This is a genomic window from Streptomyces sp. NBC_00289 (assembly GCF_041435115.1).
Classification (GTDB): domain Bacteria; phylum Actinomycetota; class Actinomycetes; order Streptomycetales; family Streptomycetaceae; genus Streptomyces.
Genome location: NZ_CP108046.1, coordinates 6,283,708 through 6,299,295, shown reverse-complemented (window position 1 = coordinate 6,299,295; position 15,588 = coordinate 6,283,708). Strand labels below are relative to the sequence as shown.

The following is a 15,588-nucleotide window of genomic DNA, read 5'->3' as shown; positions in this document are numbered from 1 at the left end:
CCCCGGCCGCCATCCCCCGAAGAAGGACAGGTCCGGCCGGGGCGGTTCCATCCCTACGCGCCTGCGGAACTCTCTGACGGGGTCATGGGCGCCTCCGGATCAGCCGGGGGTGTCTCGGTGTCCGCTGGGGGCTCCTCGGCCTGTACGGGCGCGTCCGTGGGGGTCTCGCCGTCCGCCCAACCCGGAGGAGCGGGAAGGTCGTCAGGCAAGTCGGGGCGCGGGGTGTCGTCGTTCGTCGGGTTGTTGCTCTGCTGAACCGCGCCGATCACGGCCTCGACCACCTGACCGATAGCGACCCCGGTTGCGGAGTCGGTGTCGTGAACCTCTTGAGAGTCCGACCGGCCGAGCACTTCCCCTGTGCCCGCGTCGCTGACGGTGGTCTGCACGACAATCCCGTCCGACTGCCGGTTCGGGTCTGCCGGCGCTTGAATCGTGGTCGTGATCGTGATGTCCGAGTTGATCGTCGCGGCGACGGCGATCGTCACCGTGTCCCTGTCCCGCGTGATCGAGGTGTCGACGTTCGCGGTGTCTCCCGACACCTGCCCGAGCCACTGCCGGAAGCCGGGGAGCAGGTCGATCACGTCGCCCACGACAGGCGGCAAGGCGTCCTTGAGGCCGGGCGGCTTCTGGTACGGGTTCTTCCCGCTGTTGTCGTAGTAGTGGCCGCCCTCGCCGAGACTCTTCGGCGCAGCGATGCCGGGCAGGGTCAAGCGCCCCTTTACCGGCTTGTCGGCCTTCGAGCCGCGCCCTGGCTTGTGATGCTTGCCCTCGCCGCCCGTCTGGGGAATGCCGACTCGGGGCACCTTGGGGGCGGGGCCCGCGGCAAGGTACAGGGAGTCGTCAGGCCCCGCTTTCGGCGTCGGCATCGTCATGCCGGGCGCGAGCAGCGCGTAGACGGGCCCGTTGGGGACGGTGACACCGCTCGTGTCGACATCGACTGTCCCGTCCGGCCTGACCGTGATCTTCGCCTGATCCCCGTAGGCGAGCGCGTACGCATCCACGACCGATAGCCCACGGCGCTGCGCCTCGTGGATCAGGGCCTCGCGCTGTTCGCCCGTGAAGGGGACGCCTGCGACGCCGCCCGCACCATCGAAGTAGGTCGGCCGGTAGCCGGGAGCCTGTTCGGTCTCGAACGCCGCGTTGTCCGCTCGCGCGATCCCTGGGCCGGTCGTGGCGGCCGACTTCGCCTCCACGCCTCCGTGTACGAGGGCGTACCCGCCCGCACTGGCTGAGGTGGCCAAGAGGCCCACGTACGCCGTGATGGCGGTCTTGCGCCCGGCACTCCCCTTCGCAGGAAGCGCAAGTAGCTTGCCTATGGGGTGGGTGCTGATCTCGTCCTGTACATGCTTCGCGTGCTGCGACATCTTCGGCGCTCTCTCAAACGGAATGTCGGGTTCCGCGCATCAGCCAATCAGGACAACTAGATCATTTGTAGTATGGAAACGCTGTTTATTTACTCTTCAACCGGTGACGTGCGTCACCTTTGTCCACTGCGGCTTGACGATTTGCCCCCGAGGTAAAGGATCTCGCAATCCGGAAGGGCTCCACCAGTCCGCTTGACGCACTAATGGGTGTGGGATCATCGCCGCATGACAGCGCGCAAGCCCATCGACTCGTGGCTCACCGACATGGACGGGGTGCTGATCCACGAAGGCACACCCATCCCCGGCGCTGACGCCTTCCTGAAGAGGCTGCGCGAGTCCGGCAAGCCGTTCCTCGTACTCACGAACAACTCGATCTACACGCCCCGCGACTTGGCTGCCCGGCTCTCCCGCATGGGCCTGCAAGTGCCGGCGGAGAACATCTGGACCTCCGCCCTCGCAACGGCGAAGTTCATGGACGACCAGCGCCCCAGCGGCACGGCGTACGTGATCGGCGAGGCGGGCCTGACCACGGCCCTGCATGACGTCGGGTACGTCCTGACCGACCAGGACCCCGATTTCGTCGTACTCGGCGAAACGAGGCAGTACAGCTTCGAGGCGCTCACGAAGGCCATCCGCCTGATCGACGCCGGGGCGCGGTTCATCGCCACCAACCCCGACAACACCGGACCCTCGCCCGAGGGCGCGCTTCCGGCTACCGGCTCGGTTGCCGCCTTGATCACGAAGGCCACGGGGAAGGACCCGTACTTCGTAGGGAAGCCGAACCCGCTGATGATGCGGGCCGGGCTGAACGCGATCGGGGCTCACTCGGAGACCTCGGCCATGATCGGCGACCGGATGGACACGGACGTACTCGCGGGCCTTGAGGCTGGCATGACGACGTTCCTCGTCCGCACCGGCCTGACGACCGACGCCGACATTCAGCGGTACCCGTTTCGGCCCTCACACGTCGTGGACTCGATCGCGGATCTCGTCGACCAGGTGTGACGATCTTTCACCAGACACAGAGAAGGCCCTCCCGGTATGTTGGGAGGGCCTTCTCTGATTCGTAGCAGACTGTAGGTCTGCCTCTCACGGAGGGCGACAAACCGCAGGTCAGGGCAAAATACGTTTTGGGTGTGCGGGTCTCGCCGAGGACGACGTAGTCCGGTTCGTGGTCGGTGAGGATGTAGCCGATGTCGTGCAGCGCGGTGGTCAGGCCGGCCTCGCCGATGACGTACGCCGAGCCGTTGGGCCGCTGGTCGTCCAGGAACTGGGCGGTGGCCAGCGCAGAGGTCCAGATGGACTCGACGGGCACGTCCAGGCCCATGCGCCGCAGCCGGGCGTGCAGGTCGCGCGGGGTGTAGATGGAGTTGTTGGTGAGCACCAGGAACGGCTTCCCGGACTCACGCAGTTTCTTGAGGAAGGCGTCGGCGCCGGGGATCGGTACGCCCTCGTGGATGAGCACACCGTCCATGTCGGTGAGCCACGACTCGATGGGCCTGCGGTCTGACATCTGCTGGATCTCCTGCCGTACGCGTGTGCGCGGTGCCGCGTCGCCCCAGCCTAAGCATGGCCGGATCTTGAGGGAATGCCCCGCTACGGCGAAGTCCCGGCGCGCGTCCGACTCAACGGCGTCTGCGGACCAGCACCAGGGCGCCGCCGCCCGCGGCGAGCAGCAGGACCGTGGCCGCGGTGGCGCCGGCCGCCGGGCCGAGTCCGGTGCGGGCGAGTTCCTCGGCGAAGGGGAGACGGGCCACCGGGGCGGTGGCGGTGGGTGTGGCGGTGCCGGGCGGTGTGGCGGTGGGTGCGGCAGGGGCGGTGACGGTGGCTTCGGGGCGCGGCACCTCGTCCCGGTGCGGGTCCGGTGCGGGTCCGGTGGCCGAGGCGGACGCGGAGTCGGTGGGGGTGGCCGGCGCGGGGTCGGAGTCGATGCCGAAGCGGTAGTCGTTCGACTGGCCGACCCAGTCGCCGTCGTCGTCGTGCCGTTGTACGACGGCCGCGTTGACGGTGACCTGGTTGGGTACGGCGTCCGAGGTGATCGCGAGCCGGACCTTCACGGTGACGGTACGGCGGGGCCCGACGGTGAAGCCGCGGAAGCCGTCGTCGAAGGCTCCGACCAGTTCGGCCTCGTCGGTCGCCTCGAAGCGGACGGGATGGGGACGGGTGCCCTCGTAGAACTCGAGGTGAGGCTGCGCCGGCCTGAGGGCGCGCTCCTTGTCGACGAGGACGACGACCGGGTGGACGCCGGCGCAGGACCGGGCGGTGGTGTTGGTGAGGTCGAGGTACCAGGTGCCGTAGCCGCCACCGGCCTCGTAGGCGTCCGGGCCGCCGTGAATGCGGGTGACGAGCGGGAAGGCCGGCTCAGGGGAAGCGGTGACACAGCCCGGGTCGGACCCCGCGTACGCGGGGTCGGCCTGCGCGGGCGCCGAGGCGGCCGGGGTGGCTGCGGAGAGGAGGGCGGCTGCTGCCAGGCAGAGGGAGGTGGGCGTAGACAGTCGCATGAACACATGACCATGCCGGGCGGAAGCGGGTGAGACGTGGCGCCGCTCCGTACGGGCGGGGAAGTCCCCTCGATCAGCGGATGCGGACGCGGATACCGGCGGCCGGGACGGACCACGCCCCGGCGCCCGTCAAGGAGCCGTCCGCCACGACCTCACGCGCCGCCAGGACCTCACGCGCCGGCGCGTCCGAACAGCGGTGCGAGCAGCAGCTGGGCCGCACCCTCCGCCACCCCGCGCGCGCCACCGGGGGCGATCCGTACCGGTACCGCTTGGTCGCGGCGGCCCGCGCGGCGGGCGCGGGCGTCCAGGACGGCGCCGACTCCGCGCACGAACGTCTGCGGGTCGGCGGCGACGGTGCGACCGCCGAGCAGGACCAGGTCGATGTCCAGCAGCGCGACGAGGTTCGCGGCGCCCTCGCCGAGCACCTCCGCCGCCTCCGCGGTCTCGCCCCGGGCCACGGCACGCAGGCACAGGGCCTCGATGCAGCCGCGGTTCCCGCAGCCGCAGAGTGGCCCGTCCAGCTGGATGACCTGGTGTCCGAACTCGCCCGCGCCGGTCCTGGCGCCCCGGTGCAGGGCCCCGCCGATCACCAGCCCGGCGCCGAGCCCCGTACCGAGATGCAGATAGGCGAAGGAGCCACCGCCCGCGCCCCCGTGGCCTTCCCCACCACCACGTTCCGCGATCCCAGGATCTCCGCCACCGCACACCTCCCCGTCGCGAGCCTCACCACGACGAGCCTCGGCCGCGCGGGCCTCACCCCCGCGCCACTCGCCACCGCAAGGCTCCCCGCCCCGCGCCGCATCACCCCGCACCTCTCCGCCGACCGCCAGCCGCAGTGCCGCCGCGTTGGTGTCCTTGTCGATCACGACCGGCGTTCCCAGTCGTCGGGCGAGCGCGTCCCGCAGCGGGTAGCCGTCCCACCCGGGGAAGCCGGTGACCCGGTGCAGGACGCCGTGGGTGTGGTCCAGGGGGCCGGGAATGGCGACGCCGAGGCCCAGGACGGAGGGCGACCGGCCGTCCGGCAGTGTCTCGACCTCCCGGGCCGCCTGCTCGATCACCGCGTCGGCGCCCGCTCCGAAGTCGAGGGGCGACCGGCGTTCGGCCACCACCGCGCCGGTCAGGTCGCACAACACGACCGTCGACTCGTCCCGGTCCAGGTGCAGCCCGATCGCGTGTCCGGCCTCCGGCACCAGCCGCAGCACCGTACGCGGCTTGCCGCCCGTGGACGCGCGGCGCCCGGCCTCTGCGGCGAGGCCGTCCTCCCGCAGCCGGGCGGTGATCTTGCTGACGGCCTGCGGGGTGAGCCCCGTCCGCTCGGCGAGTTCGAGCCGGCTGATGCCCTCGGCGCCCGCCGTGCGCAGCAGGTCGAGCACCAGCGCGGTGTTGTGACTGCGCATGGCGCCCAGGTTCGCGCCGGCCGGGCCACCCCTTGTGCTGTTCACCCCTCCATTCTCTCTCCTGCTTGCACTTTGGCAACAGCGTTGCGAAAGTGGACTCCATGACAGGTACGACAGACACGACGGGTGCAGCGGGAACGACCGGCCCGGACCGCACGACCGGCACCCTCCGCGTGGGCCTCGTCGGCTACGGCCTCGCGGGCTCCGTCTTCCACGCCCCGCTGATCGCCGCCACCGAGGGCCTCGCCCTGGACACGGTGGTCACCTCGAACCCCGAGCGGCAGGCCCAGGCCCGCGCCGAGTTCCCGGACGTGCGCGTCGCCGCCACCCCGGACGAGCTGTTCGGCCGCGCCGACGAGCTGGACCTGATCGTCATCGCCTCCCCGAACAGGACCCACGTCCCGCTCGCGACCGCCGCGCTGAAGGCCGGCGTGCCCGTGGTCGTGGACAAGCCGATCGCCGGCACGGCGGCCGAGGCGCGCGACCTCGCGGCCCTCGCCGAGGAGCGCGGACTGCTGCTCTCCGTCTTCCAGAACCGCCGCTGGGACAACGACTTCCTGACCCTGCGCAAGCTCCTCGAGGACGGCGAGCTGGGCGACGTACTGCGCTTCGAGTCCCGCTTCGAGCGGTGGCGGCCGGAGCCGAAGGGCGGCTGGCGGGAGTCCGGCGACCCCGCGGAGATCGGAGGTCTGCTGTACGACCTCGGCAGCCACCTCGTCGACCAGGCCCTCGTCCTGTTCGGTCCCGCCACCGCCGTGTACGCCGAGTCGGACATCCGCCGACCGGGCGCGCGGGCGGACGACGACACGTTCATCGCGATCACGCACGCGAGCGGGGTGCGGTCGCATCTGTACGCCTCCGCGACCACCGCCCAACTCGGGCCGCGCTTCCGGGCGCTGGGCTCGCGGGCGGGGTACGTCAAGTACGGCCTCGACCCGCAGGAAGCGGCCCTGCGCGAGGGTGAGCGCCCGGGTGACGCGGCGGCCTGGGGCCTGGAGCCCGAGTCCCTGTGGGGCCGCGTCGGCGCCGGGGAGTCCCCGCTGACCGGCGGCGGCCGGCCCGTGCCGACCCTCCCCGGCGACTACCCCGCGTACTACGCGGCGGTGTCGGCCGCTCTTCGCGGCACCGGCGAGAACCCCGTGACCGCGCTGGAGGCGGCCGCCGCTCTCGACGTACTGGAGGCGGCCCGCCGCTCGGCCCACGACAAGGTGACGGTGACACTGTGACGCACCACCAGGGCATCACCCCGAGGTTCCAGCCCGAGATCACGCCGAGTGTCGAGGAGCTGGAGGCACAGGAACGCCGCCTGGTGTTCCGCCAGTTCACCCACGACGACGCCTGGGCGCTGGGCTCCCTGCTGGTCGAACTGGCCCGCGAGCGGCAGGCTCCGGTCGCCATCGACATCCACCGCGCCGGCCAGCAGCTGTTCCACGCGGCGCTGCCGGGCTCGACCCCGGACAACGACGACTGGATCGCCCGTAAGCGCCGGGTGGTCGAACGGTACGGCTCGGCCTCGTACCTGGTGGGCACCCGCTTCCGCGCCAAGGGCACGACGTTCGAGGAGGCCGCCCGCCTCGACCCCGGCACGTACGCGGCCCACGGCGGCTCCTTCCCGATCACCGTGGAGGGCGTGGGCGTCATCGGCGCGGTGACGGTGAGCGGCCTGCCCCAACTCCAGGACCACCGTTTCGTGGTGGAGGTTCTGGAGCAGTTCCTGGACCGGTAGGACGGATCTCGGGGAACGCGTCGGTCGCCCCACCCCGAAAGCCACGCGCACCCACCGGGGGCGCGGGGAACCAGGATCGGCCACCGAAGCCGGCCCACAACCGATTCCCCGCCCCCGGCGGAGCGCCTACGCGTCCTTGAACGCCTGCCGCTGCCGCCCCAGCCCCTCGATCTCCAGCTCGACCACATCCCCGGCCCGAAGGAACGGCTTCGGCTCGGGCTGCCCCAGCGCGACCCCCGCCGGTGTCCCGGTGTTGATGACGTCGCCCGGGTACAGGGTCATGAACTGGCTGACGTAGCGCACGACTTCGCCCACCGGGAAGATCTGCTCGGCGGTCGTGCCGTCCTGCTTCAGCTCGCCGTTCACCCAGAGCCTGAGCCGTAGGTTCTGCGGGTCGGGCACCTCGTCCGAGGTCACCAGCCACGGCCCCAGCGGGTTGAACGTCTCGCAGTTCTTCCCCTTGTCCCAGGTCCCGCCGCGCTCGATCTGGAACTCACGCTCGGACACGTCGTGCGCCACCGCGTACCCGGCGACATGTCCGAGGGCCTCCTCCGCCGACCCGACGTAGCGGGCCGTACGTCCGATGACCACCGCGAGTTCGACCTCCCAGTCGGTCTTCACCGAGCCGCGGGGCACGAGCACCGTGTCGTGCGGTCCGACCACCGTGTCGGCGGCCTTGAAGAAGATCACCGGCTCGCCGGGCGGCTCGGCCCCCGTCTCGCGGGCGTGGTCGTGGTAGTTCAGCCCGATGCACACGATCTTGCCGATCCGGGCCAGCGGCGGCCCGACGCGCAGTCCTCCCGCGTCCAGCGCGGGCAGGTCCCCGGCGTCGGCGGCGGCCCGGATCCGGCCGAGCGCGGCATCGTCGGCGAGCAGCGGTCCGTCGATGTCCGGGACGACACCGGACAGGTCCCGCGGGGTCCCGTCGGCGTCGAGCAGCGCGGGCCGCTCCGCTCCCGCCGTACCGACACGCAGCAGCTTCATGATCACAATCTCCCTCGATCGCGGACGCCCCGCCGACGGGTGCAGCCATCGGAGGTCTGGTCGATCCTCCAAGGCGGCTGTCCGGTCCGCAAGACCCTGTTCGCGTACTGGACCGTAACCGGGTGCTCAGCGGTAGAGCACCGCTCGCTCCACGGCGCTCCACGTCGTACTGGTGACGACGTACAGCGCGGCCGCCAGCGGCATCACCGCGACGGTGAAGAGGGTGAGGAAGGACATGAACGGCATGACCTTGGTGACGGCCCCGAGTCCGGGAACGCGCTCCCCCTCGCTCGCCGGCTCCGCGACCGGCAGCACCAGGTTCGCGGCCGCCACCCGCTTCGTACGGCGGTAGTTGAAGGTGGCGACGGCCGCGACGACAGCGAAGATGCCGAGGTACACGAGCCCCGCGGCCCCGAACGGTCCGCCGCTGCTCAGCGCGTCCGCCCAGCGGTCGCCGAGGGGCGCGGCGAACAGTTGGTGGCCGAGGAGTTCGTTGGCCCGCCCGCCGATCGTGGTGCTGGAGAACAGGTGGTACAGCAGGAAGAACGCGGGCAGTTGGAGCAGGCCGGGCAGGATGCCGGACAGCGGCGACACCTTCTCGGCGGCGTGCAGTTCGAGTACCGCGTCCCGCAGCTTCTCGGGGTTCCTGCGGTGCTTCTTCCGCAGTTCGGCGATCTTCGGCTGGAGTGCGGTACGGGCCTTCTGCCCGCGCGCGGCCGCCCGGGACAGGGGGTGCACGAGCAGTCGTACGAGCGCGGTGAACAGGACGATCGCGGCGGCGGCCGCGCCCGCGCCGAAGAGGGGCTGGAGCAGGTCGGCCAGGTGGTCGACCAGATCGGCGAAAACGGACATGGATGAGCCCTCCGAGGGTCTCGTCGTGCCGGAGAAAAAGGGATGGCGGCATGACGACCCACCCGCGCGGGTCACGGATCACGTACTCAGGTGGTGGCGTGCCCTACGCGACGGTCGTCGGGAGGGCGTGTCCGGGCGCTCGGGGCCTTCGGCGGCCGGCGGCGTCGGGATCGCGTTGCGGCAGGAACGCCGTACGGCGGGCGCGGTCGCGGATCGCCGTACGCACCCGGGTGGGCGGCACGGCGGGCGCGCTGCGCGCGGCGAGGAGGGAGCAGACGGCGAGCGCGGAGCCGGCCGCGGCGGTCGCGGCCAGCGCGACGGTGGCGGAGAGGCTGCCGGTGTCGAGCAGCGCGAGCTGAAGCAGCAGGAACAGGAGCGGCGGCACGGCGGCCGGGCGCAGCACGACGGCGGAAGCCACGCGGGAGGAACGCACGACGGCCCGGCTGCGGATCATCGACCACTCCCCCTCTCGCACCTCTCACCCGTACGCCCGTTATACAGGAGGCCGTTCCACGGCGGCTGGTTCCGGGAGCGGCCGCCGCGTCCCCTACATCCCCTGTAATGGGAGCAGTTGATATGGCGGCCCGCTACACCCGGGCCCGTTCCGACGCCTCCGTCTCGATCGGCTGCAGCAGCCGCCTCGGCTTGAGCAGCGCGCGGCTGACCGGGTCCGCCGGGTCCGGGTCGAGTCCGGGGCCCGGTTCCAGGAGGACATCCCCGACGGGTACGACGATTCCGCAGGCCGGGCATTCGCCGTACGGCCCGAGTTCGGTACCGCAGTCGGCGTGCCGGAAGTAGCGCAGCCGGGGGGTCCCGGTGAAGTGCTCGCGGCCCCACAGGCCGAGGGACCGGATCGTCGGCCACAGCTCGATGCCCCGGTCGGTCAGCACGTACTCGTCGCGGGGCGGCGACTCCTGATAGCGGCGCTTCTCGAGGATCCCGTCGGCGGTGAGCGCCTGAAGCCGGGCGGCCAGGACGGCGCGCGGGATGCCGAGGTGAACGAGGAAGTCGTTGTAGCGCCGGACGCCGTAGAGGGCGTCACGGATCACGAGGAGGGTCCACCGTTCACCGATGACCTCCAGCGCCCGCGCGATCGAGCACTCCTGCGTCGCGTAGTCCTTGCCCAGTGCCATGCCGTCCACTGTAACCACTTTCCGAGAACTTGGTTCAATGACCGAACCGACAGTGGTACGGTTCGACTGTCAGTAGGTTCAATGACCGAACCTAGAGCGCCGTAGGTCCCCCGGAAGGCCAGACCATGACCCGGCTCGACTCCGCAGCCACCACCGCGGCAACGACAGGCACCGCGCCCACCTCGGCCGCCGTCACAACGGCCCCCGCTCCGGCACGCGCCCAGGACCCGGCGGCGCACCCTCGCGCCACCCTGGCCCTGACCAGCGCGGCGACCGCCGTGACGCTGATGACGTACACCGCGCCGATCGTCACGCTCCCCGACACCGCCGCCGCCCTGCACACCCCGCTCTCCGCGCAGGCCTGGCTCCTGAACGGCACCCCGCTCGGCCTCGCCGCCCTCCTCCTCGTCGCCGGCAGCCTCGCCGACGACTACGGCCGCCGCCGGATCTTCCTGTCCGGCACGCTCGCCCTCGGCATCACCACGGCGCTGGGCGCGCTCACCTCCTCGACCTGGACGTTCACGCTGGCCCGTATCGCCCAGGGCGCGGCGAGCGCGGCGATCCTCGCCAGCAGCCTCGGCCTGATCGTCCACGCGTTCCCGACCCCGCGCGGCCGGCTGCACGCGACGGGCGTGTGGGGCGCGTTCGTGAGCGGCGGCATCGCGGTCGGCCCGGTCGTGGCGGGCTCACTGCCCGACTGGCGCGTGGCATACGGCGTGCTGGGCGCGGCCGCGCTGATCGTGGCGGCCCTGAGTCTGCGAACGCTGACCGAGTCGCGGGCACCGAGGGGCGGACGCCCCGACGTGGCCGGCGCCCTCGCCTTCGGACTCGCGCTGACCGCGCTGGTCGCGGCCGTGACGCTGGGCCGGGACGGCTGGCTGCGGGCGCCGGTGGGGCTGTTGCTGCTGGCGTCCCTCGTGCTGGTGGGCGCGTTCGTGTGGGTGGAGCGCCGGGTGGCGACCCCGATGATCGACCTGGCCCTGCTCCGCCGCCCCCGCTTCCTGGCCTCGTCCGCGGGCGGCCTCTTCACGGGGCTGTCGGTGATCGGCCTCTTCAGCTTCATGTCCGCGCTGATCCAGCAGACGATCGGCCTGTCCGCGATGAACACGGCGTGGCTGATCCTGCTCTGGTCGGGACTGTCCTTCGCGGTCGCCCTCCAGGCCAAGCGCCTCGCGGGCCGCATCCCGCCCCGGCGCCAACTGGCCCTCGGTTTCGTCCTGCACGCGGCCGGCGTCCTGACCATGCTCGGCGCGCTCGACGCGGGCTCCTGGCCGCGGCTGCTCCCCGGCCTGATCGTGAGCGGCGTGGGCAGCGGCCTGCTCAACGCGGCACTCCCGCTGCTCTCGGTGGAGTCGGTGCCGGCGGACCGTGCCGCGATGGGCTCGGGCGCCCAGCAGACGCTCCGCTACATCGGCTCGGCGGTCGGCGTGGCCCTGACGATCGCCATCACCACCTCGACCGACGACGGCCTCGCCCAGGGCGCGGACCTGGCGATGGTCGTCTCGGCGGGCCTGGCGCTGCTGGGAGCGGTGGGGGTCGTGGCGGTGCGGGAGCGGTCCTGAGCGCGCGGCCCACGGCTCCCGCCCAGTGACCGAGCGCGCGGCCGACAGCTCCTGCCCAGCGCCCGAGCGCGCGGCCGACAGCTCCCGCCCCGAAACCGTACGACTGTCACGGTCGCCGTGACCGTACGACTGTCACGGTCGCTGTGCCCGTACTACAGTCGCGGTCGCTGTGCCCGTACGACGGTCGCGGCCGATGACCGTACGACTATCGCGGCCGCATGGAGACGAGCTTCCCCCAGACCACCAGCCGGTAGCGGGAGGTGTACTCCGGAGTGCAGGTGGTGAGGGTCACGTAGTAGCCGGGTTCGCGGTAGCCGTAGGCGGGTCTGACGGTGGAGCGGGGTACGGGGCGAAGGACGCCCGAGTCACGGGCCGAGGTCTGCGGCAGGGTCCGGTCGACGGCGTACGTGTAGGTCGCGCTCTCGGTCTCGACCCGGACGGTGTCCCCGGCCGTCAGCCGGTTGAGGTACCGAAAGGGCTCGCCGTGGGTGTTCCGGTGCCCGGCGAGCGCGAAGTTCCCGGCGCGGCCCGGCTGTTGGGTGCCGGGGTAGTGGCCGACGTACCCCTTGTTGAGGACGGACTGCTTGCCGATGCCCTCGGCGATCGGGACGCGGAGCCCCAGGCGGGGGATGGTGAGGATGGCGTAGGCCTGGGACCAGCGGGGCGGGGAGGCCGGGCCGGTGGCGGCCGCGGGCGTACGGCCGCTGCCGGCCCGCGTGTCCCGCGGCGACGGGGCGGACCCGCCGGCACCGCCCCCCGGTTCTGCCGGGCCGGGGCCCCACTCCCGCTCCAGCGCCTCCACTTTCCGCTCGGCGCCCTCCCTGGCCTCCCGGTTGGTCCACCACAGTTGGTGGACGACGAGGAGCAGGAGCACGACCCCGACGGTGACCAGGAGTTCCCCGCCGGTCCACAGGACGCGTCGCCGGCGTGCGCGGCGCCGCCGGATGCCGTGGTGCAGGACGTGAAGCCGCACGCGGACGCCTCCTTCCCAGAGCCGCCCGCACGATAAGGCGAGGGACGTGAAGTCACCAGACCCGCGACCGCCGCGCCCACCCAGCGCGCGCGACGGGGCGCGCGCCTCCTCCTCCGTCCGACATACCGAACCCTTTCTCCATAGGTTTTAGAAAGGGCTGTCGGAACCCTCGACAACCTCACCGCGGCGCCCCGATGCTTCCTGATGGCATGAACGGGACAGCCACGACGCAGGCTCGACGCCGGTTCAGGGACCGGCCGTCGAACGCGTCGAGAGCTCGTCAGGAGCTCACGGAGAGCTCGTTGAGCGAAGCGGAGACGTCATGATCCGACGCAGAACCCTGCTGGCCGCGGCAGGTGGAACGGTCCTGGGCAGCGCACTGGCGACGGGCACCGCACACGCGGACGCCACCATCGCCGTCACCCCCGGAACGTCGTACGGCACCTGGGAGGGCTGGGGCACCTCGCTGGCCTGGTGGGCCAACGTGTTCGGCGCCCGGGACGACTTCGCCGACATCTTCTTCACCACCAAGTCGGTGACGTACAACGGCACGACGCTCCCCGGCCTCGGCCTCAACATCGCCCGCTACAACCTGGGCGCGTGCAGCACCAACAGCGTCGGCGGCACCACGATGACCGCCTCGCCCAACATCCCGGCCTTCAAGCAGATCGAGGGCTACTGGCAGGACTGGAACAACGAGGACCCGGCCTCCTCGGCCTGGGACTGGTCGGCGGACGCGGCGCAGCGGGCGATGCTGGTGAAGGCGACGTCGCGGGGCGCCACGACCGAACTGTTCGCGAACTCCCCGATGTGGTGGATGTGTCTGAACCACAACCCGTCGGGCGCCTCGGACGGCGGCAACAACTGCCAGTCCTGGAACTACCGCCAGCACGCCTCCCACCTGGCGGCCGTCGCCCTCTACGCCAAGAACAACTGGGGCGTGAACTTCGCGACGGTCGACCCGTTCAACGAGCCCAGCTCCAGCTGGTGGACGGCGACGGGCACGCAGGAGGGCTGCCACATGGACGCGACGGTCCAGTCGGCCGTACTCCCCTACATGCGCAGCGAGTTGGACAAGCGCGGCCTGACGGGCACGAAGATCTCGGCGTCGGACGAGACGAGCTACGACCTGGCGCGCACGACGTGGAACTCCTTCAGCTCGACGACGAAGGGGTACGTGAACCGGGTCAACGTCCACGGCTACCAGGGCTCGGGCGGCCGCCGCGACCTGCTCTACACCGACGTGGTGACGACCTCCGGCAAGGCCCTGTGGAACTCGGAGACCGGCGACAACGACGGCACCGGCATGACGATGGCGAGCAACCTGCTCTACGACTTCCGCTGGCTGCACCCGACGGCCTGGGTGTACTGGCAGGTCATGGACCCGTCGACGAACTGGGCGATGATCGCGTACGACGCGAACACGCTGGCGGCGGGCGCCGTGACGACGAAGTACTACGTGATGGCCCAGTTCAGCCGCCACATCCGCCCCGGCATGAAGATCCTCGACACGGGCGTCAGCTACGCGGTGGCCGGCTACGACGCGAGCGCCAAGCGCCTGGTGATCGTGGCCGCGAACACGTCCACCTCGGCCCAGACCCTGACCTTCGACCTCTCCCGGTTCACCACGGTCACGGGCGGCTCGGGCGGCGTCGTCCCCCGCTGGAACACCCTCACGACGGGCGGCGGGGACCTGTACAAGTCGTACTCCAACACCACCCTCAGCGGAAAGACGGTGGCGGTGCCGTTCGCGGCGAAGGCGGTGCAGACACTACAGATCGACGGCGTGACGATCTGATTGAGAAGTTGTTCACCAGGCCCTGGCCTGCGCATACCTCTTCTTTGTCATTGGTCGGCAGTACGGTGTCACCCATGCGCCCCGACACGCCTGCCGAGAACGTCGACCACACCGCCGAAGCGGCACGCCTGGAGCGGACCGCCGGCCTGTATCCCGAGGACGCGGAAGCCCTGCTGCTGCAGGCCGCGGCCCACCTGGAACTGGCCGGCGACCGCCCCGCCGCGACCGCGCTCTACGACCGCCTGCTGTCCTCGCCGGACGGCCTGGAGAACCCTCATCTGGTACGGGCCCTCAAGGCCTCGAACCTCTGGGAGTACGGCCACGAGGCCGAGGCCAGGGCGATCATCGAGGGCGTCCGGGCGGCGTCCCCCCGGGACCCGGCACCCTGGGTGATCGTGGCGGAGTCCCTGGAGTCGCACGACGAGCTCGAGGCGGCGCAACAGACGTTCACGGAGGCCGTACGGCTGCTGCTTGCGGACCCCTCGGAACCCCCGTACGCGACGCATCCGCTGCTGTTCGGCCGCCATCGGGTACGGCGGATGCTGGGCGTCGGCCACGACGACTGGGACGTACTGGCCGACACCCTGCACTCCTCCCCCGTGTCCCTGGACGAACTCCACGACCCCAAGCGCGTCTGGTCCCTGGGCTCGGACAACCCGGCGGAACTGGAGGCGGAGATCTCCCGCCTGCGCGCGGAGCTGGGCACCTACCGCGAGGCCCTCTCCCGCCCCTTCCCGGTGGCGGTCCTGCACTGGCCGAAGGAGGAGCTGGCGGAACTGCTGACCGCCTATCCGTCCCTGGCCACGGAGTACCCCTCCCATGAGGAACACCTCACGACGATAGAACGCTCCCTCCGCGAACTGGCCACCTCCGGCACCCCCAACCTCGGCATCGTCACCGGCACGGTCCCCTCCTACGAAGCCTTCGCAGCCTCAGAGGGAACCTCCCCCGGCGACGTCTCCCTCCTTCCCCAGTACGCGACGACACTGGCGGCGCGGGGGCGCGCGGTTGTGTGGCCGCCGCAGCGGGGGGCGGTTTGCTGGTGTGGGTCGGGGCGGGGGTATGGGGGGTGTCATGGGGGCTGAGGCGTAGCCGCGCCTGGCTCCGAAATGGCACACGAGGGGGCGGATAGGCTCCAACCTCGGCTGCCGTTCGCCCTCCTCTTCGTCTGCGGACCCCGCGACGAGAGTTCGTGCGCCCTACGGTTGGGGTTAGGGCTGAGGGTGTCGGCCGATCACGAGGGTAACCAACCTCCGACCACGACCAGGTTTCACAAGAACGCCTCGCTTTGTCAGTGG

Annotated in this window: 14 protein-coding genes and 1 pseudogene; 6 read left to right on the top strand and 9 right to left on the bottom strand. The window is 71.3% G+C overall.

Annotated features, from left to right (window positions below; all coding sequences use genetic code 11):
- Positions 1-53: 53 nt before the first annotated feature.
- The gene (locus OG985_RS28500; protein ID WP_371671191.1) at positions 54-1,364 is read right to left on the bottom strand and encodes a hypothetical protein; all 1,311 of its coding nucleotides are present in this window, start codon (positions 1,362-1,364) and stop codon (positions 54-56) included.
- 225 nt (positions 1,365-1,589) lie between these two features.
- On the opposite strand from OG985_RS28500, the gene OG985_RS28495 reads away from it, so the two are divergent.
- Positions 1,590-2,369: an HAD-IIA family hydrolase gene (locus OG985_RS28495; RefSeq protein ID WP_371671190.1), complete on the top strand. Its 780-nt coding sequence runs from the start codon at positions 1,590-1,592 to the stop codon at positions 2,367-2,369.
- A gap of 126 nt (positions 2,370-2,495) precedes the next feature.
- On the opposite strand, the pseudogene OG985_RS28490 reads toward OG985_RS28495, so the two are convergent.
- The 3 genes and pseudogenes from OG985_RS28490 to OG985_RS28480 all read right to left on the bottom strand — a co-directional run.
- Positions 2,496-2,877 (bottom strand): annotated as a pseudogene (locus tag OG985_RS28490) (TIGR01457 family HAD-type hydrolase); the annotation flags it as partial.
- A gap of 112 nt (positions 2,878-2,989) precedes the next feature.
- Positions 2,990-3,865 (bottom strand): hypothetical protein, encoded by an 876-nt coding sequence (locus OG985_RS28485; protein ID WP_371671189.1) that lies wholly within the window; start codon positions 3,863-3,865, stop codon positions 2,990-2,992.
- Between the two features lie 170 nt (positions 3,866-4,035).
- Positions 4,036-5,262, bottom strand: coding sequence for an ROK family protein (locus OG985_RS28480; protein ID WP_371674518.1), 1,227 nt, complete (start codon positions 5,260-5,262; stop codon positions 4,036-4,038).
- Between the two features lie 101 nt (positions 5,263-5,363).
- Between OG985_RS28480 and OG985_RS28475 the strand changes: the two genes are divergently transcribed.
- Complete coding sequence (locus OG985_RS28475; protein WP_371671188.1) at positions 5,364-6,488, top strand: Gfo/Idh/MocA family oxidoreductase; 1,125 nt, start codon at positions 5,364-5,366, stop codon at positions 6,486-6,488.
- Positions 6,485-6,988, top strand: a complete 504-nt coding sequence (locus OG985_RS28470; protein WP_371671187.1) for a heme-degrading domain-containing protein — start codon at positions 6,485-6,487, stop codon at positions 6,986-6,988. The genes OG985_RS28475 and OG985_RS28470 overlap by 4 nt, the downstream gene beginning before the upstream one ends.
- 126 nt (positions 6,989-7,114) lie before the next feature.
- Here the strand turns inward: OG985_RS28470 and OG985_RS28465 are convergent, their stop codons facing one another.
- From OG985_RS28465 to OG985_RS28450, 4 genes are all read right to left on the bottom strand, one after another.
- The gene (locus OG985_RS28465) at positions 7,115-7,972 is read right to left on the bottom strand and encodes a fumarylacetoacetate hydrolase family protein (RefSeq protein WP_371671186.1); all 858 of its coding nucleotides are present in this window, start codon (positions 7,970-7,972) and stop codon (positions 7,115-7,117) included.
- Positions 7,973-8,098: 126 nt separating this feature from the next.
- Positions 8,099-8,824 (bottom strand): YidC/Oxa1 family membrane protein insertase, encoded by a 726-nt coding sequence (locus OG985_RS28460; protein WP_371671185.1) that lies wholly within the window; start codon positions 8,822-8,824, stop codon positions 8,099-8,101.
- 103 nt (positions 8,825-8,927) lie between these two features.
- Positions 8,928-9,278 (bottom strand): DUF6412 domain-containing protein, encoded by a 351-nt coding sequence (locus OG985_RS28455; RefSeq protein WP_371671184.1) that lies wholly within the window; start codon positions 9,276-9,278, stop codon positions 8,928-8,930.
- Positions 9,279-9,411: 133 nt separating this feature from the next.
- Positions 9,412-9,957 (bottom strand): winged helix-turn-helix transcriptional regulator, encoded by a 546-nt coding sequence (locus OG985_RS28450; protein WP_371671183.1) that lies wholly within the window; start codon positions 9,955-9,957, stop codon positions 9,412-9,414.
- A 125-nt stretch (positions 9,958-10,082) separates the two neighbouring features.
- Here OG985_RS28450 and OG985_RS28445 point away from each other — a divergent pair, with 125 nt between their 5' ends.
- Positions 10,083-11,519, top strand: a complete 1,437-nt coding sequence (locus tag OG985_RS28445; RefSeq protein WP_371671182.1) for an MFS transporter — start codon at positions 10,083-10,085, stop codon at positions 11,517-11,519.
- Between the two features lie 205 nt (positions 11,520-11,724).
- Here OG985_RS28445 and OG985_RS28440 read toward each other — a convergent pair whose 3' ends face one another.
- Positions 11,725-12,492 (bottom strand): class E sortase, encoded by a 768-nt coding sequence (locus OG985_RS28440; protein WP_371671181.1) that lies wholly within the window; start codon positions 12,490-12,492, stop codon positions 11,725-11,727.
- Positions 12,493-12,814: 322 nt separating this feature from the next.
- Between OG985_RS28440 and OG985_RS28435 the strand changes: the two genes are divergently transcribed.
- Complete coding sequence (locus tag OG985_RS28435) at positions 12,815-14,290, top strand: beta-1,6-galactanase (RefSeq protein ID WP_371671180.1); 1,476 nt, start codon at positions 12,815-12,817, stop codon at positions 14,288-14,290.
- Between the two features lie 74 nt (positions 14,291-14,364).
- Positions 14,365-15,375, top strand: a complete 1,011-nt coding sequence (locus OG985_RS28430) for a hypothetical protein (protein WP_371671179.1) — start codon at positions 14,365-14,367, stop codon at positions 15,373-15,375.
- Positions 15,376-15,588: the final 213 nt, after the last annotated feature.

What these genes read in the sequence shown, in the direction of transcription:
- OG985_RS28500 (WP_371671191.1), bottom strand. Translation starts at nt 1,364, where the DNA reads ATGTCGCAGCACGCGAAGCATGTACAGGACGAGATCAGCACCCACCCC.
- OG985_RS28495 (WP_371671190.1), top strand. Translation starts at nt 1,590, where the DNA reads ATGACAGCGCGCAAGCCCATCGACTCGTGGCTCACCGACATGGACGGG.
- OG985_RS28485 (WP_371671189.1), bottom strand. Translation starts at nt 3,865, where the DNA reads ATGCGACTGTCTACGCCCACCTCCCTCTGCCTGGCAGCAGCCGCCCTC.
- OG985_RS28480 (WP_371674518.1), bottom strand. Translation starts at nt 5,262, where the DNA reads ATGCGCAGTCACAACACCGCGCTGGTGCTCGACCTGCTGCGCACGGCG.
- OG985_RS28475 (WP_371671188.1), top strand. Translation starts at nt 5,364, where the DNA reads ATGACAGGTACGACAGACACGACGGGTGCAGCGGGAACGACCGGCCCG.
- OG985_RS28465 (WP_371671186.1), bottom strand. Translation starts at nt 7,972, where the DNA reads ATGAAGCTGCTGCGTGTCGGTACGGCGGGAGCGGAGCGGCCCGCGCTG.
- OG985_RS28460 (WP_371671185.1), bottom strand. Translation starts at nt 8,824, where the DNA reads ATGTCCGTTTTCGCCGATCTGGTCGACCACCTGGCCGACCTGCTCCAG.
- OG985_RS28455 (WP_371671184.1), bottom strand. Translation starts at nt 9,278, where the DNA reads ATGATCCGCAGCCGGGCCGTCGTGCGTTCCTCCCGCGTGGCTTCCGCC.
- OG985_RS28450 (WP_371671183.1), bottom strand. Translation starts at nt 9,957, where the DNA reads ATGGCACTGGGCAAGGACTACGCGACGCAGGAGTGCTCGATCGCGCGG.
- OG985_RS28445 (WP_371671182.1), top strand. Translation starts at nt 10,083, where the DNA reads ATGACCCGGCTCGACTCCGCAGCCACCACCGCGGCAACGACAGGCACC.
- OG985_RS28435 (WP_371671180.1), top strand. Translation starts at nt 12,815, where the DNA reads ATGATCCGACGCAGAACCCTGCTGGCCGCGGCAGGTGGAACGGTCCTG.
- OG985_RS28430 (WP_371671179.1), top strand. Translation starts at nt 14,365, where the DNA reads ATGCGCCCCGACACGCCTGCCGAGAACGTCGACCACACCGCCGAAGCG.